Source organism: Pseudomonas sp. PDM10 (assembly GCF_014852295.1).
Taxonomy (GTDB): Bacteria; Pseudomonadota; Gammaproteobacteria; order Pseudomonadales; family Pseudomonadaceae; genus Aquipseudomonas.
This window is the reverse complement of the sequence record NZ_JACVBJ010000005.1, coordinates 482,889-506,525: the sequence shown is the minus strand read 5'-3', so window position 1 is coordinate 506,525 and position 23,637 is coordinate 482,889. Positions and strand designations below refer to the sequence as shown.

The window sequence follows — 23,637 nt, the reverse complement described above, 5'->3', positions numbered from 1 at the left end:
ATCCCCTCGCCACAGTAGATCAGCAGCGGATCAAACCATCCCTACCTGCTTCAACTCACTCTTCAGGTACGCGTAATAAATCGGCCCCGCCACCACCCCCGGCAGGCCGAACGCGGCCTCGAACACCAGCATCGCCAGCAGCAACTCCCACGACTTGGCACTGATCTGCCCGCCAACGATGCGCGCGTTGAGAAAGTATTCGAGCTTGTGGATAAAAATCAGGTAACCCAGCGCCGCCACGGCCACCCAGATCGACAGCGACAAACCGACGATGGTGATCAGGGTGTTCGACATCAGGTTGCCGATCACCGGCAGCAGGCCGAGCAGGAAGGTCAGTACGATCAGGGTTTTGGTCAGCGGCAGCTTGATCCCGAACGTCGGCAGGACCACCGCCAGGAAAATCCCGGTGAAGAACGTGTTGAGCAGGGAAATCTTGATCTGGGCGAACACGATGTTGCGAAACGCCTGGACCAGCAGGTGCAAGCGTTCGAACAGCGCGGCGGCCAATGGCTTGCGCTTGGTCACGTCCGGCACGCGCTGCAAGGCAATGATCGCCCCCAGCACCATGCCGATCAGCAGCGTCACAAACATGTGCGCCGCGTCCTTGCCCACCAGTTGCAAGTCGCTGAGGTGCTTGCTCACCCATTCGCCAATCGCCACACGGAATTCGGCGGCGCTGGCGGGCAGATAGGCGTCGATGAACGGCGGCAGTTGCCCGCGCGCCCGATCAACCACGTGCATGAATTTGTCGAGAGAAGCGCCGGGGTTTTCCGCTTCATGCAGCAGAAAGCTGAAAGCACCGGCAAAGATCAGCGTCAACACACTGACCACTAGCGTTCCCAACAACGCCACCGCCAGCCAGCGCGCACGCCGCCCTTCGATCAGGCGCTGCAATTGTGGGGTGAGCATGTTGACCAGTTCGAACACCAGCAGGCCGGCCAGCAAACTCGGCAGTAATCGCAGCGGGATCACCAGCAACAAACCGCCGAAAATGATGACCCAACTGATGAGTTGCAAGACTTGGCGTTGAGAAAACGTTGGCATACAGCCTCAAAACGAACGGCGTAAAAGGATTGGCAGTCTGCCAGCGTTCCGATGCCAGCACTAGGGATTGTGTAGGTCGACCTTAGTGGGGGCGGTGGCGGCTTTTTTCAGTGCCCTTGCCGGCCCCATCGCGAGCAGGCTCGCTCCCACAATGGATCTGTGTCCGCAGGACAAATGTGGGAGTGAGCCTGCTCGCGATGAGACCCTCTCAGCCCCCACATCTTGCCGCCCAATGTTTATTTTTTCTTCAGGCATTCGCTCATGAAGGCTTTACGCGCATCGCCTTTCAACGCCTGAGTGGCGGCATCGGCGTTGCAGGTTTTCATCTTCTCTTGCTGAGGGGTAAGGGTTTTTGCGTCATTGGCGGCCGGGGCCGCTTTGAGGCAATTGCTCATGAACGCTTTGCGTTCGTCTCCCTTGAGGCTTTTCGCGGTGGCGTCAGCATTGCAGGTGGTCATCTTGTTCTGTTGCTCGGTGGCGGCAAAGCCCTGGGCGCAGAACAGCAGACCGATCATCAACAAAGGGACACGCAACATCTTCATGAAGTTTTCTCCTTGTTGTCGCGCCGAGCGGCGCGACCTCAAGGGTAGTGTAGACAAGACCTGTTACCGCTTCATCCGCCAGCGATTATTCAGCATCCTCCTGCGCACGCAGGATGTCGTCGAACGCTTTCAAGTAGTTGCGATAAGCCTCAACCCGATTTTCAATGACCGAGGCAGGCAATCGCTCGAATGAAACCGGAGTGCCGTCCTCCACACGGTAGGTTTGGCCTAACTCTTTTAATGATGTCCATTGGGCGTACGCCCCGGATGTGTACAGCTTGTTCATTTTTATCTGCCTGAACGTGTTCGTTTCGGAAACAACAGGCAACGTCGCCGGGCCTGGTGGCGCCTCATTGATAAAGTTGTATTCGCTGACGGCCGGACCGGGCGCCAGTGTCTCCACCGGCGGCATTTCGAACTCGAAGTAGCCCTTGCTCGCCAGATGCGCCGCGGGGAACTCCGGCCAGGAGTCGGCGACGACCAGAGTCCCGGGATTGTCCAAGTCGCCAATGACCACATATTGATGATCGAAGTCAGAGGCTTTGACGATGTGAATGCTCGATGTCCGGGGCTGGCTGGCGAGGATCGAAAACGTCACTTTCGAGTTTTCCGAGCAATTGCCGCCCTTGATTTCAATGGCTTTACGAGCCGCTTCAGCGATGGTCAGTTTTGCGGTGAAACCACCTTCCTCCAGGTTCAGCTCCCTAAGCCCCTTGATCTTCGCAATCGCCGAACCGCCCTTCTCCCACATGCTCGGCAATTGATTGCCGGACAGGGGGATAAGCTCCTTGGTGCGGCAGATTGCACGCTGTGCCATTTTCAGGTTCTCCATGATTGGCGGCGAAACCTCAATCGGTTCGTCGGACGTCACGACATCACTGAACAGCCACTCGCCATAGCTGCGCAAATCGGCCAATTCAGGGCTTGGCGTTACAGCGTTTTCCCGGACTGAACGTAACAGCGCCTGATACTCATCCGTCCGGCCGGTGCGCTCCAGATTTCGGGCATTGATGGCCAGGTTGCGCTCGGATTCGGGCAGCGGGATCAGGCCATCCCCGGTGAACATCTGCTCAATCAATGACTTGAATTGCTCGTCCAGCATCAGCCTCTTCAGGTCCGGCAACGCTTCGATGCTCTGTACGACGTTTGCATTGGCTTGCGCATCTTCGGCGGTGTTGGCGTTATACAACGCCTGCCGAAGAGAAGAAAAGTGCTCTTCGAAATTGTCCTTTATCAGCTTCAAGCCACGCAGGTAGTCATACTTTGCGTAGGACGAGACGGAAGAACCAAACGCACCTGCAACATGTTCCGGATAAAGATCCCCAATCGCCTGCAACACGACCGCCTCACCTTCGCCGGTCGGCGCGCCACCACGCAGGCGCATGACCTGCGGATCGAAAGTGAGCGGGTCAAGCACCGGAAGGTCTGTAAGGACTTTCAGGAGCCGATAAGGCTTCAATGCCCGGTTACGAATCGCCTCTTTCAGTTGCCGTCCTTGCCCTATGTGAATGTTCAGGGCATTACGCTCGGCGTCCGGTAGTGCCTGCAGGATCGATGAATAAAAGTCCGACCCGGCATTCAAGGCGTTGCCCTCATCGTCATAGGCCTGGAAGGTCAGGTCTTCCCGTTCGACGATGGTGCGTCGAATGGCGGCATCTTCCTTGCCAATGCTGTCCAGCAACGCACCTCCCAACTCGAACCGGTGAACGTCGATTCGCACGTCAGGATTCCAGCCGGGCAGGTTTTCCAGCGAGTGCAAGGCCAGCCTGCGGGTATCAGGATTGTCGACTGACTTCAGATGCAGCCCTTCATAAGCCCGGGCACTTCGTACGTCCCTAAGAGCCCAGCGCGCGAGGTTTTCCAATCTGTCGGACAGTTTCGCTCGTGCGATATCCTGCAACTCCTCGGGGGAGGCAATCGCCAGCAACTCTTGCGCAACGGTGCCCGGCAAATCCGGCACTCGGTCCTGGATATTTCGCACCAAGGCACTCTTCGCACTTCGGGCATTTTCAAGCTGACGGTAGCGCGCCTCGAACAGCCCTGTACGCCTGTTTTTGGCAAGTTTCGCCAGTTCAAGCCGCAGCTGTCGCGCGTTCACCTCGGCGGCCAATACCGGTGCGCCGAACTCGTTGTTCATCAGTGTTTTTGTTTCAGCTTGATCAAGGTGGGCTAACAGCGTTTTAAGCAAATCACCGTCGATCAAGCGATCCTTTCGTATCCGAACAGGTGACGCGTCGGCACGGCCAATCACCTCAAGGACCTGACCGTCAGCGCCCACCAGCTCAATTGCCCTACCGGGCCATACGCCATCGAGCAACCGGAACTGAAAGGCGGGGTCGGCTTTTAAATAGTCTTGCGGATGATCACTGCCAATCTGCTCAATAAATGTCTGAATATCGTGGTCGATCCGGAAGCGCGTCACGGTATCGCTCAGCAAGGGCAAAGCGCGCTCCTTGTCGACATACATCCGGCGGATCGCGTTGACGTCGCTGCGACTGACCGTTCGAATGTCGCCGTATGCGTCCGCCAACCCTTTCATTGACTGGCCGAGTCGCGCCATCAACGTATCGTCATCCCACAAATGCGGCTGCTCTCCTTCAATCACGAAGGCGCCTTCTCCATTACTCTCGACCACCGGTTGATACGCGTCCGGCCGGGCTGGATGTTGCACTCGGTGCTTGCCAGTCTGCGGGTCTTTATTGAGTTCGAAGTAGCGCGTATCGAGATTGAGGATCGGCTTGCCTTCATGCCGATGCAGCCATTGATCGTCGGGTTTTGAATCGGCGGACAGCATAAGATCGCGCTGGTAGGCCTCGAGGTTCTGTCCCCATAGACGCTTGTCGCCGTTGGCCAGGGTGACCGGCTTGCTCCCTTCGATGAACGAAGAAAGCTTGGGTAGCACCACCTCCGATCCGAGCTTCATGCCCGCGCCGAACGTGCCCAACTGGATCAAACTTTCAGCGAAGCCGATCAGGTGCTCGGCCCCCTCTAGATAAACACCTTCGGCCAGGTCAACGACACCTTCGACCACTTCACTGACTAATTGATAAACCATGTAAGCCATCATCGCCTCGCCCAGAAAAGGCACGAACGGCGTCACGACCAATAATGCGGCATTGAGAACGTCGGACAGCATCTTCTCCAAGTTGTCGAACCAGGCCCAACGCTCCATGCGGTCGGCATCGGCGGTGGAAATCACCATCTCCCGTGCGTCGTTGAGGATTTTGTTTTGTTGGACCTGGTAGAGATAAACCCACAGGTCGCCATTGAAACGGGTTTCGCTATCCTCTTCGAACTTCAGGGTCCCAAAACGAAGGCGTGGGTTATCCACGGCAGTTTCTCGCCAGACAGGCAGGTCCACGCCCCATTCCTTTTCATGCCGGGTGATCACGACAAGTTTGCTGTTAAGTTCGGCAAAGAAATGCCCGCGTTGCTGATGGGCGACAAAGCGGCTGAAGAACTGCTGATAACTGCGCCTGTTGGGGAAGCCTTCACGAGTGGGCGCCTGGCCCGCGTCGCGCAACTGGCGGGTGAGTTCGAGCGCGAACTCGCCCAGCGACGCATACTCTTTCAACGGATGATCGGGGTCGTTCGGCACATAGGCAATGAGTCGCCTCCCTGCACCGGCAGCGTCCAGATCACCGGCGATCAGCACAATGCCGTGCAGCCGAGTGTCCAGCATCGTCAGGTGATAGTAACGAACCGGGATGCCTTCCAGTGTCAGGCCTTTACCCCCCCCCCTCGAGTATGCCCTTCATCACCCGATAGCCGTTGGCCGAGATATCTTTTCGCATCAAGGCCCAATCCATGGAGGCATTCAGCGCGGCTTTCTGACTTTTGATAATTCTGTGCTGCACCACGCCTTTTGCCAGGCCATCGCTGGGACGCAAATAACTTTCGAGGTGTTCTTTGTATTGAGCGCCAATATCCAGTTCCCGACATACTGCCTTGAACTGTTCGATAGACACCTTGTTTCGGATGTCCAGTATTTCAAAGCGACCCAGCTCGTCAGGTCTGGAAATAAACTGCGAGTCAGAGAGCAGAACTTCATTGAGTGCAAAGTTGTGCAATGCCGCATCAAGCATGGAGACGGTTCGAGAACTGACACCGCCCGTAATGTTATGCGCCCACGGGGACAACTTTGCCGGAGAGAACAACTTTAAATAGGTGTTTCTAACATCGATGTCGACTCCGTATTGTTGTTTCAATGCCTGATGCAGTAAAGGTTCGGCAAATGCGTAAACATCTTGCAATTCACCTAGCATTCGGTCGACATGATTTTGGGCTTCCCAACTTGCCACCATCGTTTTTTTCAGACGTGAGTGCAATGCCGAAGACGCTTCTTTACTCCATTGAGGGATACCGGACATCCCAAGCTTCAGCGCACGTACTCTTTCTAACGAGGCATCAGTCACCCAGGTGGGTAAAGCCTCTTTGATAAATTCATGATGTATACTTTTTTCTTGCGTAGTTGATACAGACGGGAGGCTAACTAAAACTGAATACCCCATGATTGATGACTCCAAAGCAAGTTAATAAATGCGTACTGGAGCATACAGCGAAGCATAGAAATTTTATTGAGTGTATTTCCGACAAAACCTGTAAGAGGCTTCGCAATAAAACAGATGTCAACTAAACAACGCTACAACACATGACACCGCAACATTCAATTAACGCTCATTCAGTATTATTTAAGAAACACTACTACTCAGGAACATCAGGCTCCCCGGTGTCGCCGATACTGTTCCGGCGTGCACCCTGCCTGGCGTTGAAACATCGCGATAAACGCAGAGCCCGTGCTGTAGCCCATGTCAAAGGCGATTTCCTGGATGCTGCGGTGGCTGTCCAGCGCTTCGATCGCTGCCAGAAACCGCAACCGCTGCCGCCACTCGCCAAAACTCATGCCCAACTCACGCACGAACCGCCGCGCCAGGGTGCGTTCGCTGACATGGATCTGCGCGGCCCACTCCGCCAAAGGTCGGTTATCACCGGGCTCGGCCTGCAAGGCTTCGAGTATCCCGAACAAGCCAGGGCTGCTGGCGTAGGGCAAATAACACTCCTGCACCGGCGCCTGCTGCAGTTGGTCCACCAACACCTGGGCCAGACGTTGGTCGGCTTCGTGCTCGGGAATCTTCACATCGCGGCCGGCGAAGTCTTTGAGGATCGCTTTAAGGATGTCGCTGATGGCCAGGGTGCAGGCCTGTTGCGGCAGGTCCTGGCACATCGGCGGAGCCAGGCAGACCGCGCGATAGTTGATCGGCTGATGGCTATAGAAGCTGTGTTCGGTCTGCGGCGGCACCCATACCGCGTATTGCGGCGGTGACATGAAGCGGCTGCCACCGATTTCCATGTGCAATACGCCGTGGGCCGAATACTCCAGCGTGCCCCATGGATGACGGTGCGCCGAGGCATAACGATGCGCATCAAAGTCGGCATAACGGAAGTACACCGGGGCCGGCAGTTCGCTGAAGTCGAGCAGATCGATGTGTTTACTGTTCATGCTGTCCGTCATCAGGGGCAGGTTGTCTGGTTCGAAGTATAGGCTTGTATCCAGACAGGCGATAATCACCCCTCATTAACGCTCTGGTTTTCTCTGATGCAATACGCTTATCCCCTGCTGGCCATTTTCATTTGGGCCGGCAACACCGTGATCACCAAGATGTCGGCCGGGGCGATCTTCCCCGCCGAGATCGGCTTTTACCGCTGGCTGCTTGCCGGACTGCTGTTCACCCCCTTCATGCTCAAACCGGTGATCGTCCATTGGCCGGCGATCCGCCCGAACCTGGGCAAGATCTTTGTCCTCGGCGTGCTCGGCATGGCGGTTTACCAAAGCCTGGCGTACTTCGCGGCGAGCCTGACCTCGGCCACCAACATGGGCATCATCCTGTCGCTGATGCCACTGATGTCGCTGGCCATGGCGATCATTAGCCTCGGCCAGCGCCTGACCATCGGCGCACTGGCCGGTGCGGTGCTGTCGTTCGCGGGGGTATTGGTGGTCGTCTCGTCCGGCAGCCTTGGTGCGCTGCTCGAACACGGGGTGAACCTGGGTGACGCGATGATGCTGATCGCCACCCTGGCCTACGCGATCTACAGCACGCTGCTGAAAAAATGGCAGCTGCGTTTACCGCCGCTGGTGTTGCTGTACATGCAGGTATGGGTGGCCGTGGCGGTACTGTTTCCGCTGTTCCTCGCTTCACCGAAGATCGGTCTGACGCTGCAGAACATTCCGCTGGTGCTTTACGCCTGCCTGCTGGCTTCGATGGTTGCGCCATTGGCATGGATGCAGGCCGTGATCCGCCTGGGGCCGAGCCGGACTACGCTGTTTTTCAATTTGCTGCCGTTGATTACTGCGCTGATTGCGGCGGTGGTGCTGCATGAGCAGTTGGCGATGTATCACTTGGTGGGCGGGATATTAACGTTGGGTGGGGTGATTCTTTCTGAGCGCTGGACCACCGTTTTGGGTCGTAAGATCAGGGTTGCCTGATCTGACGCCATCGCGAGCAGGCTCGCTCCCACATTTTGGAATGCATTCCTCTGTGGGAGCGAGCCTGCTCGCGATGAACGATAACGCGGTCTAAACCCCAGCGGCTTTCAACCGCGCCGCATGCTCGACAAACAACCGCACCGGCTCCGCGCTCCTGCCCACCAATCCCAACGACTGATTGACGATGTCGAAGTGATCCATCGGATACTCATCCCCAATCACTGTCCCCAGATGCGAGCTGTAACGCCCGACCATTCCGTCGCAATGCCCGGCTTCTCGAACGAAGGTTCTGGCAAACAACCGACAACTGCGGTTAGTCCCATCAAACAGGTTTCGCCCGCGATTGGTCTTGCCCGGCTGCAAGGTCCCGGACCATGAGTAATACCGCACGCCGTTGACCTCTTCCGGCCCATGCCCGCCCCAGGTATCAGGCAAGCCCTGTGGATAACGCTGGTTGAACAGCGCCACGCCTTCCGTCGTCAGTGAATGATGGGAGGCATGGATATCAACCGGTAATTTCGGTCCGCGATAACCAGTTTCCAGCAGGCTCATCAGCGCACAGATCCAGCGCAGCAACACGCTGAGCAAACGCCCCTTGGCGCTGTCTCCCGGATAGTGTTTGTGCAGGTAATCCGCCAGCTCCGAGCCGTGATTGGGTCCTGCCACCGAGGTGACCGAGGCGACCCGGTCCGGGCGTTTGGCCGCGGCATAGCGGGCGGTCAGTGCCCCTTGGCTGTGGCCGATCAGATTGACCTTCTCGGCCCCGGTTTCCCGCAGGATTTCCTCGATCCGCGCCAGCAGTTGCTCGCCGCGCACTTCGCAGGAGTTGATCGGCGAGACCTGCACCGCAATCACCGTCGCCCCACCCCGGCGCAGCGCAGAAATGATCCCGAACCAATACGGATAGATCAGCAGACGGATAAACCCGAGCATTCCCGGGACCAGCACCAACGGGTAACGCGGGGCGGAACCTTGCGACATGGGCGAACATCCTTGTGATCGGTGAAGTGACGCCAGGCGGGATGCAAGACATCAGCCAAGCATCGGCATCGAAGATGACAACTCGGCGACCAGTCTATGACATCCCGCGCTACTTCAGCCCCACCACCCCCGCCACGATCAATCCGACCGACACCAGTTTGACCGCCGTCAGGCTTTCACCGAGCAACGCAAACCCGAGAAACACCGTGCCCAGTGAGCCGATGGCGGTCCAGATCGGGTAAGCGATGCTCACCGGCAACTCGCGCATGGCCAGGGTCAGGAAGTAGATCCCGCCCACCGCGGCCACCACGGTGATCATCGATGGCCAGAGCCGGGTGAAGCCCTCGGCGTATTTCATGCCCATGGCAAAGGTGACCTCGAAGCCGGCGGCGATCAGCAAAAACAGCCAGGCCATTTAGAACTCCCTGGCCAGCGCCCGCAAACGCTGCTCGGCCTCGGCGGCGGAGATCTGGAAGGTGCGTTCCTCGGACTCTTCGCCTTCGGCGGCCACGACCGTGATGTCGGTGATGCCGATGAACCCCAATGCCGTTCGCAACAACGGATCGGCATGGTTCATTGCCTCAAGTTCTCCACCCGGCCCGAAACCGAACCCGCCGCGACTGGTGACGATCAACGCCTTCTTGCCCTGCACCAGCGGCTCGTATTGAGCGACGCCATTGTCCAGGGTGTGATTGAAGGTCAGCCCCAACCGCACAATCTGATCGATCCAGGCCTTGAGGCCGCTGGGCACGCTGAAGTTGTGCATCGGCGTGGAAATCACCAATAAATCGTGACCGAGCAATTCACCCACCAGTTCATCGCTGAACGCCAGGTCGGCCTGCATCGACAGCGGCCGCGCATCGGGCTCGGGGTAAAACGCGGCGGCCACAAACGCCTCGTTGACCGGCGGAATCAACGCCCGACCGACTTCGCGACGGGTCAGGTGCGACTGCGGATTGACCGCCTGCCAAGCTGAAAGAAATACCTCGGCCAAGCGCCGGGAATGAGAACGGTCGCCACGGGGGCTGGCATGTATGGCAAGAATTGTGCTCATCTGAATCTCCTGAAGGACTAAACTCAAACTGCTGGTGGCTTGCAGCTTGAAGCGCACAGCCGCCCCTCTTCAAATGAGCAAAAATCAGTCTGGATGAATTCATTTCATCCATGGAGCTTTCAATGTTTGCCTCGCTGCCGCTGACCGCCCTGCGCGCCTTTGAATCCGCCTCGCGCCTGCTGAGCTTCAAGGCAGCCGCCGAAGAACTCTCGGTGACACCGACGGCGGTTTCCCATCAGATTCGCTCGCTGGAGACCTGGCTCGGTGTGCCGCTGTTCGAGCGACTGCCACGGCAAGTTCGCCTGACGGACTGCGGTGAACGGCTGTTCCACAGCTTGCACGGTGCCTTGCTGGAAGTGGCGCAAAGTGTCGATACCTTGCGCCCGCAACGCAGCGGCGCGAGCCTGACGATCTCCACCACCGCCGCATTCGCTGCCTTGTGGCTGGTGCCCCGGTTGGGCCGGTTCTACGCCCGGCACCCGAACATCAGCCTGCGGCTCGATACCCATTGCGAAGTCATCGATCTGCATCAGGACGCCAGCGTCGATCTGGTGGTGCGCTACAGCCTCGATGATTACCCGAACCTTTATGGCCTGTGCCTGTTCGACGAATCCTTCGGCGTCTACGGCTCGCCCGAGCAAGTCGCCCTGGCCGCCAGCCAAGCGCCGACGCTGATCAGCGTGCGCTGGCACAACTCCAAACTGTACGCCCACGGCTGGGAAGCCTGGTGCGCACAATCCGGCGAGACCTGGCTTGCCGGCCAGCCAGCGGTTCGTGAATACGACGAAGAGCATTACGCCCTGCAAGCGGCGATTGCCGGGCAAGGCCTGGTGCTGGCGAGCAATATTCTGGTGTCCGAGACCGTGGCCAGTGGTTTGCTGGTGGCTTACAAGGGTGAGGTTCAGGTCGATGGTGCCGGTTACGCTGCACTGTGCGTGCCGGGGCGCGAACGGCATCCGCCGGTGCGGGCGTTTTTTGCGTGGTTGCGGGAAGAAGCAGCGTTATCAGGGTTACTGCCAAGATCACAGCCTTCAGCAGCTGACTGATCGTTCCCACGCTCTGCGTGGGAATGCAGCCCGGGACGCTCTGCGTCCCAAGAGCGGACGCGGAGCGTCCATTGAGGCATTCCCACGCAGAGCGTGGGAACGATCTCCACCAACGAATTACTTGGTGGGTTTGACGGTGACGGGTGCCTTGCCGGCCTTCATCTGCTCCAGCAACGGCGCGCACTGATTCGGTTCGCCAGCGCTCGGCGCTATCAGCGCCAGCAAGCCCGCCGCAGGCGCGGCAATCACACCCAGTGCAACCATTCCGGCTCCGCGCAGCATCAGCGGCACAGTCTTCACACCGGCATCAGGTTTGATGAACTTGCCCCGTACATACAGCGGCGAACGCAACGAAATCACGCGCCAGCCCTTGGATTCCGGGGTGATGGTCAGGTCCAGTTGCTCAGTCGCCATGTCGGCGGTGCCATCGATGTAGACGATCGCGTTTTCGGTATCGAAGACGAACAGACGCGTGGTCGCCAGTCCGGTCTTGATGTCGAAGTCGGCGGCAGCACAGTTGATCTTCACTTCCTTGTCGCCAAAGATCTTGCCCACCACATAGTTGCCGACGTTCAGCCCGACCAGCTCCATCAACTCGCGGCTGATAGCACCATCGTTGATCAGCATCTTCAGATTGCCATTGGCGGTGCCCAGCAGTTTGGCCACCGAGTTGCCACGACCGGTGATGTCGGCATCGCCATTGAGTTCGCCGAAACTGGTTTTCATCGGTTCAAAGGTCGGGAACAACTGCTTGAGTTTGAACTTGCGTGCAGTGAGTTTTGCCTGGCCTTCCAACGGTTCGGTTCGGCCATTGAGGCGAATCTGAGCGTCCAGGTTACCGCCGGCGACACCGAAGCGCAGGGGTTCCAGGCTGAGCACGCCATCAGTGAGCATCAGGTGGGTGTAGAGATCGTTGAACGGCAGTTTTTCACTGTGGACGATGCGCTTGCCAGTGAACTCGACGTCGGCGTCCATATCGCGCCAGCGCTCGGTTTTGAACTCTTCGACCGGCAACACCTTGTCCGCCGGCTGGTTGCTTTCGCCGCCGCGGGCCTTTTGTTTGGCGTTGGAATCGGCACCGATCAGCGGAGCCAGGTCGGCAAACAGCAGTTGATTGGAAACCAGCGATCCGCTCAACTTCGGGCGCGGCTGACTGGCGACATAAGTCAGGCTGCCATGGATATCGCTCTGGCCGATCTTGCCGTTGAATTCTTCGTAACGGAACACTGCACCGTCCGCTTCATGCAGCTTGGCGATCAAGTGGCCGTCAGTCTCGTACGGCGGTGTGTCCGGCAGGGTTACCCCGGTCAGCGGGTAGAGATTGCCCAGGCTGGTGCCGGCCAGTTTCAGACGCAAGTCCAGGGCACCGAGATTCAGTGGATCGGTGAGGGTGCCGGCCAGTTCGACACGGGTGTCGGCGATGTTCACTTTTGCTTGAAGCGGGAACGGTCTGGCCGCGTCCTGCAACGCCAGCAGACCTCCGACCTTGCCTTCGCCCGCGAGTGTCTGGCCGTGGTACTGGCCTTTGACCTTCAGCGCGAACGCGTAATCCTGCGGCGAGGCGCCCTTTTCCGACGCGGTTTTCGCGGCTTTGTCACCGACGATGTCACTGAACGGAATCGGTTTGCCCAGCGGGTCGATGATCAAGTCGAGCTGAGTCTTCAGGCTCTGGTCGTCGAGGATCACGTGGCCTTTGTCGAAGCCGATCGCACCGATATCCACCACCCAGCGTGAAGGCTCGGCGTTCGGGTCTTTGGGGTCGAACTTGAAGGTCCAGTTAGCGCGACCATCGGCAAGGCGCTGGAGATCGGCATTCGGTTCGGTCAGGTCAATACGCGGGATCACCACGCGCTGCGCCAGCAAGGCCAGGGGCGAGATGCGCAACTCGACGCGTTTGAGGGTGACCATTTGCGGCTTCTTCGACCAGTCCGGGTTGCCCAGGCTCAAGTCCTGCGCCACGACATGCGGCCACGGCACCCACGCGCGCCAGCCGCCCTCCTCGGGCTCACGTTGCCAGACCACCTCGAGGTTGCCGTTGATGGCGAACGGACGGTGCAGCTCTTCGGAAACCTTGGCGTTAAGCGGTGGTTTGATCCGGTTCCAATCGAAGAACGCGATGATCAGAACCAGTACGAACAGCAGGACAACCAGGCTGGCGAGGGTCCAGGTAAACACTTTACGAGTGCGCGTCATTGCACAGGGCTCCTGATACGACTGAGCGCCCTTGACTGCGACGCACGTTTGAAACGTTAGGCCAGAACCAGCCTGCCATGGAATCTACGACTGAAAAACGGCTCGCAGGTTTAACCGAAATACCGCTTAACGTTCAAATAATCGGTCGGCGACAGGATGCGCCCTCAATCCAGCGTTACCGGCCCCGCACTTTTGCAAGGCGCAAGTGAGTGGAAAATACCCATCTCAGCGCAAAAACATCCGCCGGAAACGCCCGATTTAGAGCCGTTTCACGGAACAATCAATTCCGTTGATTATTACCATTGCGTTTATGAACTTTTGTATCGACTTATCAAGAGTAGCATTGCCCTCGTACCCACTTTATCGCCCTCCAACGGAGCACCCAATCATGAAACGCCAATTACTGCTTAGCCTTACACTTTCAATGCTGGCCAGCACTGCTTTCGCCCTGCCAGCTGCTGACCAGGCGACCCCACAGGTCAAATCCACCCACTCGGTGTTCAGCCAAACCGTCGCTGAAGGTGGCAATGATCGCCTGAAAGAAAAAGGCCTGATCACCCAGGATGGCTCGGATCGTACTCCACAAGGTCAAACCCTGGCTGCTGATGGTTCCGATCGCACTCCACAAGGTCAAACTCTGGCTGCTGACGGTTCCGATCGCACTCCACAAGGTCAAACCCTGGCTGCTGACGGTTCCGATCGCACTCCACAAGGCCAAACCCTGGCTGCTGACGGTTCCGACCGCACTCCACAAGGCCAAACCCTGGCTGCTGACGGTTCCGACCGCACTCCACAAGGCCAAACCCTGGCTGCTGACGGTTCCGACCGCACTCCACAAGGCCAAACCCTGGCCGAAGGTGGTGGTGACCGTGTCATCGAACGCAACAGCGCTTTGAGCTGAGCCCATGGCGGCCCTGAAAAAAAGCCCAATCCCCGGATTGGGCTTTTGACGTTATAGATGCCTCACTTCCCCGCTTGATCTCCCGATAGCCATTCGACGCCGGCAAAGCCGATTTGCTAGAGTGCGCCGCTGTCTTATCCAGAAAACACCCTTGCGATGCTGCCCCGCGCCGAACAGAAACAACAGACCCGTAACGCCCTGATGGATGCTGCCCGCCACTTGATGGAATGCGGCCGAGGATTCGGCAGCCTGAGCCTGCGCGAAGTCGCCAGAACCGCGGGGATCGTGCCCACCGGTTTCTACCGGCATTTCGCCGATATGGATGAACTGGGCCTGGTGCTGGTGAGTGAAGTCGGTCAGACCTTCCGCGAAACCATTCGCCTGGTGCGCCACAACGAGTTCGTCATGGGCGGCATCATTGACGCCTCGGTGCGGATCTTTCTCGACGTGGTCACGGCCAATCGCTCGCAGTTCCTGTTTCTCGCTCGCGAGCAATACGGCGGCTCGTTGCCAGTGCGCCAGGCCATTGGCCGCTTGCGCGAAGACATTAGCTCGGACCTGGCGGCCGACTTGTCCTTGATGCCGAAGCTGCAACACCTGGACATCGCCGGCCTGAGCGTCATGGCTGACCTGATTGTCAAAAGCGTGTTCGCGACCTTGCCGGACATCATTGATCCGCCTGCCGAGGCGCTGCCCGAGCATCTGACGCCACAGGCGAAAATTACCCAGCAATTGCGCTTTATCTTTATTGGCCTCAAGCATTGGCAAGGCCTCGGCAGTACCGAGTAAATACCCCCCCTGTGGGAGTGAGCCTGCTCGCGATAGCGTCGCAACAGTCAACACTTGATGTGACTGATACTCCGCCATCGCGAGCAGGCTCGCTCCCACATTGGTGCGCGAAAACCCCGCATGCACCAACATGATCCAAAATTCTGAAACATCCACTGAGCTCCGACAGGCATTTCCTACGCATCACCCGATTGGCAAGCCCCTTGCTCTAGCCTAAGCATCGTCCAATGCTGGAAGCCTTCCGATGCTGGTGATTCATCGCAGAATCGACCCTCAACCCGTCTGGGCCGCCGAGTTGCACCTGACCTTCGAAGCCCGGAGCAAAAGCCGTTTGCGCTGTTTCAGTGCCGAGGGTGAAGACGTCGGGCTGTTTTTAGAGCGAGGTCAGCCACCGCTGCATGACGGCGAGTGCCTGCAAGCCGAAGACGGGCGCATCGTGCGCGTCTGTGCCCGGGCCGAACAACTGCTGCACGTCACCTGCGCCAACGCTTTCGAACTGACTCGCGCGGCCTATCACCTGGGCAACCGCCACGTCGCCCTGCAAGTCGGCGATGGCTGGTTGCGCCTGCTCGACGACTACGTGCTCAAGGCCATGCTCGAACAGCTTGATGCCAAGGTCGAGAACATTGAAGCACCGTTCCAGCCGGAACACGGCGCCTATGGCGGCGGCCATCACCACTCGCGCCACGGCGACGAAGACTTCAACTACCCGCCAAAACTGCACCAGTTCGGCGTGCGGCTATGAACCCGGCCTGGGCGCTGTTGCGCCTGGCCAGTCCGCAGTTGCCGATTGGCGGTTACAGCTATTCCCAAGGCCTGGAAATGGCGGTGGATAACGGCCGGGTGAATGATCCTGACAGCGCCCGTCGCTGGATCAGTGATCAGTTACTGCTGAACCTGGCGCGTTTCGAAGCGCCGTTGCTGCTCGCCCATTGCGTGGCCGCCCTTGATGAGAACTGGGGTGAATTGCTGCAACGTTGCGAAGAACATCGCGCCAGCCGGGAAACTCGCGAGCTGCATCAGGAAAGCCGGCAGATGGGTTATTCGTTGCAGCAACTGCTCAACGGTTTGCCAGAACTCGATGCGCCCGCCCGTGCTTTTCTCGAACAACGTCCCGAGCCGCACCTGGCCCTCGGCTGGGCACTGGCCGCTCGCGCCTGGAATATCAGCCCGCAAGATGCGCTGGCGGCGTGGCTCTGGAGCTGGCTGGAAAACCAATTGGCGGTGCTGATGAAAACCCTGCCACTGGGCCAGCAAGCCGCGCAACGCCTGACCAGCCAATTGCTGCCGCTGCTGCAAGAGGCTCAGCAGAACGCCACCCGAATCAACCCCGAACACTATGGCAGCGCTGCTTTCGGCCTGTCCCTGGCGTGCATGGCCCATGAGCGCCAGTACAGCCGTCTATTCCGTTCCTAGGGCCTGTTATTTTGGCCCTGTTATTTTGGAGAAGCACATGAACACACAACCTCTGCGCGTCGGCATCGGCGGCCCGGTCGGTTCCGGCAAAACCGCTTTGACTTTGGCCCTGTGCCTGGCGTTGCGCGACCGCTACAACCTGGCGGTGGTCACCAATGACATCTACACCCGTGAAGACGCCGACTTTCTGGTGCGCAACGAAGCCCTGGCGCCAGAGCGAATCATCGGCGTGGAAACCGGCGGCTGCCCGCACACGGCAATCCGCGAAGACGCCTCGATCAACCTCGAAGCCGTGGACCAACTGAACCGCCGCTTTCCGGGGCTGGACCTGATCCTTGTGGAGTCCGGTGGCGACAACCTGTCTGCCACCTTCAGCCCGGAACTGTCCGACCTGACCATTTACGTGATCGATGTCTCGGCCGGCGACAAGCTGCCGCGCAAGGGTGGGCCGGGGATCTGCAAATCGGATCTGCTGGTGATCAACAAAATCGACCTCGCGCCCTTGGTGGGTGCGTCGCTGGAACTGATGGACAGCGACACCAAGCGCATGCGCAACGGCAAACCGTTCGTTTTCAGCAACCAGAAAACCGGCCTCGGCCTGGAAGAAATCATTGCCTTCATCGAACGCCAGGGCTTACTGACAGCAGCGTAAAGACGATCAACTTTTATCAACAAGGAAGCTATCCATGACACTTAAACGCATTCTGGGCGCCATGACCCTGCTGCTGACCCCGGCCATCGCCTTCGCCCACCCGGGGCATGGCGACAACGGTTTGATCGCCGGCATCAGCCACCCGGTCGGTGGCCTCGATCACTTGTTGGCGATGGTTGCGGTCGGTTTGTGGGCGGCACAACAGAAAGGCGCTGCACGCTGGGCGCTGCCGTGCACGTTCGTCGGCTTCATGCTGATCGGCGGGTTGCTGGGGTTTGAAGGGCTGAACCTGCCGGCGCTGGAGAGCGCGATTGCGGCGTCGGTGCTGGCGCTGGGTCTGGCGGTGGCGTTGGCCGTGCGTCCGCCGTTGAGCCTCGCCGTTGCGGCAACCGCTTTGTTTGCACTGTTCCATGGGGTGGCGCACGGACTGGAATTGCCGCAGATGTCGAGCCCTTGGGCATATGCAGCGGGTTTCGTAGCGGCGACGGCTGCGTTGCATGGATTGGGTTACGCCGTAGTGCGGGTGTTGCCGCAAGCGGCGGCGCCGTTGGTTCGACTGGCGGGTGCGGCCTCGGCGGCGACTGGCGTGTGGTTGCTGGCGGGCTAGCTGACCATGATCGTTCCCACGCTCTGCGTGGGAATGCCTTATTGGACGCTCCGCGTCCGCTTCGAAAGGGACGCGGAGCGTCCCGGGCTGCATTTCCACGCAGAGCGTGGGAACGATCGATCTCTCTGGCCGGCCTCTCTGCTAACATGTCGCGCAATCAACCCTGCCGTGACGACGCCAGCCAATGCCGCCTGTTCCCCGCTCCGCTCCCCAGCCTGAATTGACCGCTCTGTTTGCCTCGGTGCAACAGCACTTTTTGGACGTGATCGTGCCGCTCTGGCAAGGGCCCGGCTGGAATGCCGACATGGCGCTGCCCTATGAAGCGCTGGACGCCGAACACCAACCGCTGCCGCCCCAACGCTACCGGGCCATGGCCTGCGCGCGGCAGCTTTACCTGTTTTCCAGCCTGATCGGCCAGGTACCGGCCGCCGAAGAGCGCGCCGCAGCGCTGTTCCGCTCCCTGCAGCAGCATTTCCACGATGCCGAGCATGGCGGCTGGTTCTATAGCGTCGACCCCCAGGGTGCACCGCTGGATCAGCGCAAAGACCTCTATACCCACGCTTTCATCCTGTTCGCCTGCGCCCATTACTGGGACAAGGTCCGCGAGCCGCGGGTGGCATCGGTGCTCAACGCCGCACTGGAAGTGGTCGCGCAGCGCTTTGCCACGGGCGACGGCCTATACGAAGCCAGCCTCGACCGTGACTGGTCTTCGCTTGAGTCGGGGCCGCTGCAAAATCCCCTGATGCACTTGGCCGAAGCCTTCCTCGCCACGCTGTCGGTGCGCGAAGACGTCGCCGTGCAAGACGCGCTCGTCGAGTTATGCACAGCCATGCAGAAGCGTTTTATCGACCCGCAACACAGTGTGTTAATGGAAAAACCGCTGGGCGCTGTGGATAACTGGTTTGAACCGGGGCATCAGTTCGAGTGGTATTTCCTGCTGGAGTCGTCTTCGTTGCTGCGCGGTTCGACCCTGCATGCTTCTCTGGAACGCGCTTTTGCGTGCACCGAACAACTGGGTGTCGATCAACAGACCGGCGCCGTGCGGGCGATGCTCGACCTGGAACCGGACAGCCCACCTCGGGATGCTACACAGCGAATCTGGGCGCAGGCTGAATACCTGCGCGCCCTGACCTTGCGGCCAGACAGCGAGGCCGCGGTGCTACGCCAATTGCAGGCGCTGCAACAGCATTCCCTGCATAGGGGTGGCTGGTATGAGTGTCGTGATGAGAACGGTGATGTGACACGTCGGGACATGCCGTCGACCACGCCTTATCACTTGGCAACCTGCTATCGCGGACTGGCCGAGTATCTTCGCTGATTGGGCGATCGCCTTCGCGAGCAAGCCCGCTCCCACAGGGGTTGTGTCGTTCGCGAAATGGCGATTCAACATAAAACCTGTGGGAGCGTGGCTTGCCCGCGATGGCCGTTACGCGGTCTTACGCCTTGCCAGCATTACGCTCAATCGCAAACCCACTCCACGTCTGGCTCACCGGCATCAGCTCCAGGCTGTTGATGTTGATGTGAGCCGGGGCATTGAGCACCCAGAAAATGGTCTCGGCGATGTCTTGCGGCTGGATCGGCTCGGCACCGGCGTAGGTCGCGTTGTAACGCTCCTGGTCACCGGCGAAACGCACCAGTGAGAACTCGCTTTCGCACAGGCCCGGCTCGATATTGCTCACCCGCACGCCCGTACCTTGCAGGTCGCAGCGCAGGTTCAGGGAGAACTGTTTGACGAATGCCTTGCTCGCGCCATACACATGGCTGCCCGGGTACGGGTAATTGCCGGCGATGGAGCCAAGGTTGACGATGCCGGCACCGCGACCGTGAGCGATCAGGCGGGGCAACAACAGACGAGTGCTGTACATCAGGCCTTTGATGTTGGTGTCGACCATGGTGTCCCAATCGTCGAGGTCGCACTTGGGCGCCGGGTCAACGCCCAGGGCCAGCCCGGCGTTGTTGATCAGCCCGCGCAGTTTGGCGAAGGACGGCGGCAGATTGGCAATTGCCTCTTCCATGGCCTTGCGATCACGCACGTCGAGCACCAGGCCATGGACCTCGGTCTGCTTCGACAACTCGGCGCACAGCGCATTGAGGCGCTCTTCACGACGACCGGTCAGCACCAGTTTCCAGCCGGCCTCGGCAAAACGACGGGCGCAGGCTTCACCAAAACCGGAGGTCGCGCCGGTAATAAACAGGGTGTTGGACATCGTGTTCTCCTTGCTTCGGCTGATCGACAGCCACTGGAATAGAAAATCAGCAGCCAGCATGCCCGGCCTTGCCCACAGCGGCAACTACCGCAGAACCTGTACAAAAAACGATCAAACGTTGCCACGCCTTACCTGCCGTGGCTTTCAGCCATGTGCGCGCACCTTATCCACAGGCCGGTCCACAGTTTCCGGGGGCAAGTGGAAAAGCTGTAAGCCGCTGTGTACAAGGCTTTGCGGGGAAATTGGAAATTTTTTTGCTTGACCCTGGATCGCCGGGTGTGTAGCCCATGGCATTTTGCACGATTGACCGGTCATACCGACGATGGCGCCAAGCCAGTAACTACGGCCTTCAGCCGAGTCTTTCCAGAGTTTAACCACAGACTTATCCACAGGCAGCTCCACCCTGTTTCTGCCCGTTTTCGTCACTAACAAAAAGGTTGACAAAGCCCGCTCGCGGTCTTGTAAAAACGCCTGATCAAAAAACAACCACAACTCTGCAAGCCGCGGTTTCAAAGGCTTTCAGCCAGCTACTCCCACGTTATTCACAGCCAGCTCCACAGCAAACGGGGACAAGTCAAAACCGTGACAAAACAACTATTTGCAGCGGCTTTATGTCGCGCTTTGAGAGCTTGTGAATATTGTTTTCCACAATTTCCGGAAAGCACACAGAGACACCTGTGGAAGATACCTGTGGGAGTGAGCCTGCTCGCGATAGCGGTAGGTCAGTCAACGGTGAAGTGACTGATTCACCGCTATCGCGAGCAGGCTCGCTCCCACATTGATTTTTGGTGTTTGGGAGATGTAAAAAAGCCCCGGCGATTGCTCGTCGGGGCTTGTTGTTGCAGCGCAGAATCAGTGGCCGCCGAGATAGGCGTTACGCACTTCCTCGTTAACCAGCAGTTCCTTGCCGGTGCCTGTGAGGCGGATCTCGCCGTTAACCATCACGTACGCCCGGTCGGACAGTTTGAGGGCGTGGTTGGCGTTCTGCTCCACCAGGAAGATGGTCATGCCGGTTTTGGCCAGCTCCCGCAGGGTTGCGAAGATCTGTTTCACCACAATTGGCGCCAGACCCAGGCTCGGCTCGTCAAGCAACAACAGTTTCGGCCGGCTCATCAACGCACGTGCGATAGCGAGCATTTGCTGCTCGCCGCCGGACATGGTCATCGCCCTCTGCGTGCGCCGCTCTTCGAGTCGCGGGAACAACTCGAACATGCGTTGCATGTCTTCCTTGGCGTACTTGTCACCGATCGGAATGGTGCCCATCAGCAGGTTTTCCTCGACGGTCATGTCAGGGAACACCCGCCGGCCTTCCGGCGATTGAGCGATGCCGTTGGATGCGATGTAGTGGGACGACTTGTGGGTGATATCCACACCCTGATAGATGATCTGCCCGTCCGCCGCCCGCGGCTGACCGAAAATCGACATCAGCAGGGTCGATTTGCCGGCGCCGTTGGAGCCGATCAGGCTGACGGTTTCCCCCTCATTGATGTGCAGCGAGACATTCTTCAGAGCCTGGATTGGCCCGTAAAACACATCCAGATCCTTCAGTTCGAGGATGGGTTGGCTCATAGCACCACTTCCTCTTCATCGGCGCCCAGGTAGGCCGCAATCACTTTCGGATCGTTACGAATCGCATCAGGCCCGCCCTCGGCGATGACGATGCCGTGGTCCAGCACCACGATGTGGTCGGAAATGCTCATTACCATGCCCATGTCGTGTTCGATCAGCACCACGGTCAGATCGTGCTCGTCGCGCAGCAGCCGGATCATCGCGCTCAGCGCTTCGGTTTCCTGAGGGTTGAGGCCGGCGGCCGGTTCATCGAGGCAGATGATCTGCGGCCGGGTGCACATGGCCCGGGCGATTTCCAGACGGCGTTGCTGACCGTAGGACAGCTCACCGGCCAGACGGTTGGCGCAGTCCACCAGGTCCACCACTTCCAGCCAGTAGAACGCGTGGTCCAGCGCATCGCTTTCAGCCTTGCGATAGCCCTTGGTGTTGAGGATGCCGGCCAGCATGTTGCGGTTGACCCACATGTGTTGGGCCACCAGCAGGTTTTCCAGCACCGACATTTCCTTGAACAGGCGAATGTTCTGGAAGGTCCGCGCCAGGCCGGCACGGTTCACCAGATGAGTGCCGCCGAACATCTTGTAGTGGAGCCGGCTGATGAAGTTTTTCGGCGATACAAAATCAGTCGCCTTGAACGGTTCACCCAGCATTTTGATGACATCGGTCCGCTCGCCACGCACGTTGAGTTCGATCTTGCCGCCCGAGGCCTTGTAGAAACCGGTCAGGCAGTTGAACACGGTGGTCTTGCCGGCGCCGTTGGGGCCGATCAGGGCGAAGATCGAGTTGCGCTTGACCTTCAGGCTGACATCGTTCAACGCCTTGATGCCGCCGAAGTGCATCATCAGCTTCTCGACCGAGAGTACGACTTCGCTCATGGCGCTACTCCTTTACGCGGGGTCACACCGGTACGGCTGATCCGAATCAGGCCGCGCGGTCGCCAGATCATCATCAACACCATCAGGACGCCGAACAGCAGCACGCGGTATTCCGCAAACCCCCGCAGCAGTTCCGGGGCGACGGTCAGCACGAACGCCGCAATCACCACGCCGATGGTCGAGCCCATGCCGCCGAGTACCACGATGGCGAGGATCAATGCCGATTCGAAGAAGGTGAACGAGGTCGGGTTGACGAAACCTTGATAGGTGGCGAAGAACACACCCGCCAGACCGGCCGTCGATGCACCGATGGTGAACGCCGAGAGCTTCACCAAAACATGGTTCAGGCCCATGGAACGGCAAGCGATTTCATCTTCACGCAAGGCTTCCCAGGCGCGACCGACCGGCATGCGAGTCAGGCGGTGCTTGATGTACAGCACGGCCAATACCACCAGGAACAACACCGCATAGATGAAGTAGTACTTCACATCCGGGTTGTAGGCGATGCCAAAGAACTCATGGAAAGGTACGCCGCCGTCCTTTGCTCTTTTGCCGAACTCGAGGCCGAAGAACGTCGGCAACGGGGCCGGCATACCATTTGGGCCGCCAGTCAGGGACAGCCAGTTGTTGAGAATCAGACGGATGATTTCACCGAAGCCCAGGGTCACGATCGCCAGGTAGTCACCGTGCAGGCGCAGCACCGGGAAACCGAGAATGCAACCGGCAAGGCCCGCAGTGATCGCCGCCAGCGGCAGCACCGTCCAGAAGCCCAGCCCCAGGTATTGATATCCGAGCGCCAAACCGTAGGCACCGATGGCGTAGAACGCCACGTAACCCAGGTCGAGCAGACCAGCCAGACCGACCACAATGTTCAACCCCAGGCCCAGCAACACGTAGATCAGTCCGAGGATGACCACGCCCAGCAAGTAGGAGTTGGAGAAAAACGGGAACACCACGGCGATGACAATCACCAGCGGCACAATCCAGCGCAGGCGGGTTTTGTAATCGGGTGGCAATACATGAACCCCGGAGCCAGTGCTTTCAAAGCCTTCGAGGATTTTCAGGCCCTTGGGGGATTGCAGGAACAGGCTCAGGGCAAAGCGGCCAGCCATGACAATGGCAACGATCCAGGCCACGCGCGTCGGCTGCAGGTTGAAGCCGTAGCCGTCAAGGACAATGCCGACAATCGGGCCGAACACAATCAGGGCGACAAGGCCGGCAAGAATCGCGTCAACCAGGCTTCTTTTGACATCAATGGTTTTTTTAGTGGTTGAAGACAT

Annotated in this window: 22 protein-coding genes; 9 read left to right on the top strand and 13 right to left on the bottom strand. The window is 58.9% G+C overall.

The annotated features are described in order from the left end of the window. Nucleotides 1-30: 30 nt before the first annotated feature. The 5 genes from IB252_RS19885 to IB252_RS19870 all read right to left on the bottom strand — a co-directional run bounded on the left by IB252_RS19885 (nucleotide 31) and on the right by IB252_RS19870 (nucleotide 7,086). A complete protein-coding gene (locus IB252_RS19885) occupies nucleotides 31-1,044 on the bottom strand; it encodes an AI-2E family transporter (protein WP_111449225.1) in 1,014 nt (337 codons plus the stop codon). 236 nt (nucleotides 1,045-1,280) lie between these two features. Further along, the gene (locus IB252_RS19880; RefSeq protein ID WP_111449226.1) at nucleotides 1,281-1,586 is read right to left on the bottom strand and encodes a PsiF family protein; all 306 of its coding nucleotides are present in this window, start codon (nucleotides 1,584-1,586) and stop codon (nucleotides 1,281-1,283) included. Nucleotides 1,587-1,671: 85 nt separating this feature from the next. Beyond that, entirely contained in the window at nucleotides 1,672-5,268 is a 3,597-nt protein-coding gene (locus IB252_RS19875) for a DUF6543 domain-containing protein (RefSeq protein ID WP_225607499.1), read from the bottom strand. A gap of 46 nt (nucleotides 5,269-5,314) precedes the next feature. Further along, the gene (locus tag IB252_RS30185; protein WP_225607498.1) at nucleotides 5,315-6,097 is read right to left on the bottom strand and encodes a dermonecrotic toxin domain-containing protein; all 783 of its coding nucleotides are present in this window, start codon (nucleotides 6,095-6,097) and stop codon (nucleotides 5,315-5,317) included. A gap of 206 nt (nucleotides 6,098-6,303) precedes the next feature. Then, nucleotides 6,304-7,086, bottom strand: coding sequence for an AraC family transcriptional regulator (locus IB252_RS19870; protein WP_192410002.1), 783 nt, complete (start codon nucleotides 7,084-7,086; stop codon nucleotides 6,304-6,306). 96 nt (nucleotides 7,087-7,182) lie between these two features. Here IB252_RS19870 and IB252_RS19865 point away from each other — a divergent pair, with 96 nt between their 5' ends. After that, complete coding sequence (locus IB252_RS19865; RefSeq protein WP_192410001.1) at nucleotides 7,183-8,070, top strand: DMT family transporter; 888 nt, start codon at nucleotides 7,183-7,185, stop codon at nucleotides 8,068-8,070. A gap of 90 nt (nucleotides 8,071-8,160) precedes the next feature. On the opposite strand, the gene IB252_RS19860 is transcribed toward IB252_RS19865, so the two are convergent. The 3 genes from IB252_RS19860 to IB252_RS19850 all read right to left on the bottom strand — a co-directional run bounded on the left by IB252_RS19860 (nucleotide 8,161) and on the right by IB252_RS19850 (nucleotide 10,105). Next, complete coding sequence (locus tag IB252_RS19860) at nucleotides 8,161-9,051, bottom strand: esterase/lipase family protein (RefSeq protein ID WP_192410000.1); 891 nt, start codon at nucleotides 9,049-9,051, stop codon at nucleotides 8,161-8,163. 109 nt (nucleotides 9,052-9,160) lie between these two features. Continuing rightward, nucleotides 9,161-9,466: a DMT family transporter gene (locus tag IB252_RS19855; protein WP_008157366.1), complete on the bottom strand. Its 306-nt coding sequence runs from the start codon at nucleotides 9,464-9,466 to the stop codon at nucleotides 9,161-9,163. After that, nucleotides 9,467-10,105: an FMN-dependent NADH-azoreductase gene (locus IB252_RS19850; protein WP_192409999.1), complete on the bottom strand. Its 639-nt coding sequence runs from the start codon at nucleotides 10,103-10,105 to the stop codon at nucleotides 9,467-9,469. Nucleotides 10,106-10,215: 110 nt separating this feature from the next. Here IB252_RS19850 and IB252_RS19845 point away from each other — a divergent pair, with 110 nt between their 5' ends. After that, nucleotides 10,216-11,151, top strand: coding sequence for a LysR substrate-binding domain-containing protein (locus tag IB252_RS19845; protein ID WP_192409998.1), 936 nt, complete (start codon nucleotides 10,216-10,218; stop codon nucleotides 11,149-11,151). 117 nt (nucleotides 11,152-11,268) lie between these two features. Here IB252_RS19845 and IB252_RS19840 read toward each other — a convergent pair whose 3' ends face one another. Then, nucleotides 11,269-13,344 (bottom strand): AsmA family protein, encoded by a 2,076-nt coding sequence (locus IB252_RS19840; protein WP_192409997.1) that lies wholly within the window; start codon nucleotides 13,342-13,344, stop codon nucleotides 11,269-11,271. Nucleotides 13,345-13,732: 388 nt separating this feature from the next. On the opposite strand from IB252_RS19840, the gene IB252_RS19835 reads away from it, so the two are divergent. The 7 genes from IB252_RS19835 to IB252_RS19805 all read left to right on the top strand — a co-directional run bounded on the left by IB252_RS19835 (nucleotide 13,733) and on the right by IB252_RS19805 (nucleotide 19,027). After that, nucleotides 13,733-14,245: a hypothetical protein gene (locus IB252_RS19835; RefSeq protein ID WP_192409996.1), complete on the top strand. Its 513-nt coding sequence runs from the start codon at nucleotides 13,733-13,735 to the stop codon at nucleotides 14,243-14,245. 156 nt (nucleotides 14,246-14,401) lie between these two features. After that, nucleotides 14,402-15,034: a TetR family transcriptional regulator gene (locus IB252_RS19830; protein WP_046054906.1), complete on the top strand. Its 633-nt coding sequence runs from the start codon at nucleotides 14,402-14,404 to the stop codon at nucleotides 15,032-15,034. 244 nt (nucleotides 15,035-15,278) lie between these two features. Beyond that, a complete protein-coding gene (ureE, locus tag IB252_RS19825) occupies nucleotides 15,279-15,779 on the top strand; it encodes an urease accessory protein UreE (protein WP_111449234.1) in 501 nt (166 codons plus the stop codon). Further along, on the top strand, nucleotides 15,776-16,450 hold the full coding sequence (locus IB252_RS19820; RefSeq protein WP_111449235.1) for an urease accessory protein UreF: 675 nt from the start codon (nucleotides 15,776-15,778) through the stop codon (nucleotides 16,448-16,450). Before ureE ends, IB252_RS19820 begins: the two co-directional genes overlap by 4 nt. Before the next feature lie 37 nt (nucleotides 16,451-16,487). Continuing rightward, the gene (gene ureG / locus IB252_RS19815; RefSeq protein ID WP_008157381.1) at nucleotides 16,488-17,102 is read left to right on the top strand and encodes an urease accessory protein UreG; all 615 of its coding nucleotides are present in this window, start codon (nucleotides 16,488-16,490) and stop codon (nucleotides 17,100-17,102) included. Nucleotides 17,103-17,136: 34 nt separating this feature from the next. Continuing rightward, nucleotides 17,137-17,709, top strand: coding sequence for a HupE/UreJ family protein (locus IB252_RS19810; protein WP_192409995.1), 573 nt, complete (start codon nucleotides 17,137-17,139; stop codon nucleotides 17,707-17,709). Between the two features lie 184 nt (nucleotides 17,710-17,893). Further along, nucleotides 17,894-19,027, top strand: coding sequence for an AGE family epimerase/isomerase (locus IB252_RS19805; protein ID WP_192409994.1), 1,134 nt, complete (start codon nucleotides 17,894-17,896; stop codon nucleotides 19,025-19,027). A 118-nt stretch (nucleotides 19,028-19,145) separates the two neighbouring features. On the opposite strand, the gene IB252_RS19800 is transcribed toward IB252_RS19805, so the two are convergent. From IB252_RS19800 to livM, 4 genes are all read right to left on the bottom strand, one after another. Next, nucleotides 19,146-19,916 carry an SDR family oxidoreductase gene (locus IB252_RS19800; RefSeq protein ID WP_192409993.1) on the bottom strand — a complete coding sequence of 257 codons (771 nt, stop codon included), beginning with the start codon at nucleotides 19,914-19,916 and terminating at the stop codon, nucleotides 19,146-19,148. Between the two features lie 852 nt (nucleotides 19,917-20,768). Beyond that, nucleotides 20,769-21,485: an ABC transporter ATP-binding protein gene (locus tag IB252_RS19795; protein ID WP_008153378.1), complete on the bottom strand. Its 717-nt coding sequence runs from the start codon at nucleotides 21,483-21,485 to the stop codon at nucleotides 20,769-20,771. Continuing rightward, nucleotides 21,482-22,357 (bottom strand): ABC transporter ATP-binding protein, encoded by an 876-nt coding sequence (locus tag IB252_RS19790; protein WP_111449239.1) that lies wholly within the window; start codon nucleotides 22,355-22,357, stop codon nucleotides 21,482-21,484. The genes IB252_RS19795 and IB252_RS19790 overlap by 4 nt, the downstream gene beginning before the upstream one ends. Next, complete coding sequence (gene livM / locus IB252_RS19785) at nucleotides 22,354-23,637, bottom strand: high-affinity branched-chain amino acid ABC transporter permease LivM (protein ID WP_111449240.1); 1,284 nt, start codon at nucleotides 23,635-23,637, stop codon at nucleotides 22,354-22,356. Before livM ends, IB252_RS19790 begins: the two co-directional genes overlap by 4 nt.

What these genes read in the sequence shown, in the direction of transcription:
- IB252_RS19875 (WP_225607499.1), bottom strand. Translation starts at nt 5,268, where the DNA reads ATGCTGGACACTCGGCTGCACGGCATTGTGCTGATCGCCGGTGATCTG.
- IB252_RS19840 (WP_192409997.1), bottom strand. Translation starts at nt 13,344, where the DNA reads ATGACGCGCACTCGTAAAGTGTTTACCTGGACCCTCGCCAGCCTGGTT.
- IB252_RS19880 (WP_111449226.1), bottom strand. Translation starts at nt 1,586, where the DNA reads ATGAAGATGTTGCGTGTCCCTTTGTTGATGATCGGTCTGCTGTTCTGC.
- IB252_RS19845 (WP_192409998.1), top strand. Translation starts at nt 10,216, where the DNA reads ATGGAGCTTTCAATGTTTGCCTCGCTGCCGCTGACCGCCCTGCGCGCC.
- IB252_RS30185 (WP_225607498.1), bottom strand. Translation starts at nt 6,097, where the DNA reads ATGGGGTATTCAGTTTTAGTTAGCCTCCCGTCTGTATCAACTACGCAA.
- IB252_RS19805 (WP_192409994.1), top strand. Translation starts at nt 17,894, where the DNA reads ATGCCGCCTGTTCCCCGCTCCGCTCCCCAGCCTGAATTGACCGCTCTG.
- IB252_RS19870 (WP_192410002.1), bottom strand. Translation starts at nt 7,086, where the DNA reads ATGAACAGTAAACACATCGATCTGCTCGACTTCAGCGAACTGCCGGCC.
- IB252_RS19855 (WP_008157366.1), bottom strand. Translation starts at nt 9,466, where the DNA reads ATGGCCTGGCTGTTTTTGCTGATCGCCGCCGGCTTCGAGGTCACCTTT.
- IB252_RS19860 (WP_192410000.1), bottom strand. Translation starts at nt 9,051, where the DNA reads ATGTCGCAAGGTTCCGCCCCGCGTTACCCGTTGGTGCTGGTCCCGGGA.
- IB252_RS19800 (WP_192409993.1), bottom strand. Translation starts at nt 19,916, where the DNA reads ATGTCCAACACCCTGTTTATTACCGGCGCGACCTCCGGTTTTGGTGAA.
- ureG (WP_008157381.1), top strand. Translation starts at nt 16,488, where the DNA reads ATGAACACACAACCTCTGCGCGTCGGCATCGGCGGCCCGGTCGGTTCC.
- IB252_RS19810 (WP_192409995.1), top strand. Translation starts at nt 17,137, where the DNA reads ATGACACTTAAACGCATTCTGGGCGCCATGACCCTGCTGCTGACCCCG.
- IB252_RS19795 (WP_008153378.1), bottom strand. Translation starts at nt 21,485, where the DNA reads ATGAGCCAACCCATCCTCGAACTGAAGGATCTGGATGTGTTTTACGGG.
- livM (WP_111449240.1), bottom strand. Translation starts at nt 23,637, where the DNA reads ATGTCTTCAACCACTAAAAAAACCATTGATGTCAAAAGAAGCCTGGTT.
- IB252_RS19820 (WP_111449235.1), top strand. Translation starts at nt 15,776, where the DNA reads ATGAACCCGGCCTGGGCGCTGTTGCGCCTGGCCAGTCCGCAGTTGCCG.
- IB252_RS19885 (WP_111449225.1), bottom strand. Translation starts at nt 1,044, where the DNA reads ATGCCAACGTTTTCTCAACGCCAAGTCTTGCAACTCATCAGTTGGGTC.
- IB252_RS19835 (WP_192409996.1), top strand. Translation starts at nt 13,733, where the DNA reads ATGAAACGCCAATTACTGCTTAGCCTTACACTTTCAATGCTGGCCAGC.
- IB252_RS19790 (WP_111449239.1), bottom strand. Translation starts at nt 22,357, where the DNA reads ATGAGCGAAGTCGTACTCTCGGTCGAGAAGCTGATGATGCACTTCGGC.
- IB252_RS19865 (WP_192410001.1), top strand. Translation starts at nt 7,183, where the DNA reads ATGCAATACGCTTATCCCCTGCTGGCCATTTTCATTTGGGCCGGCAAC.
- IB252_RS19850 (WP_192409999.1), bottom strand. Translation starts at nt 10,105, where the DNA reads ATGAGCACAATTCTTGCCATACATGCCAGCCCCCGTGGCGACCGTTCT.
- ureE (WP_111449234.1), top strand. Translation starts at nt 15,279, where the DNA reads ATGCTGGTGATTCATCGCAGAATCGACCCTCAACCCGTCTGGGCCGCC.
- IB252_RS19830 (WP_046054906.1), top strand. Translation starts at nt 14,402, where the DNA reads ATGCTGCCCCGCGCCGAACAGAAACAACAGACCCGTAACGCCCTGATG.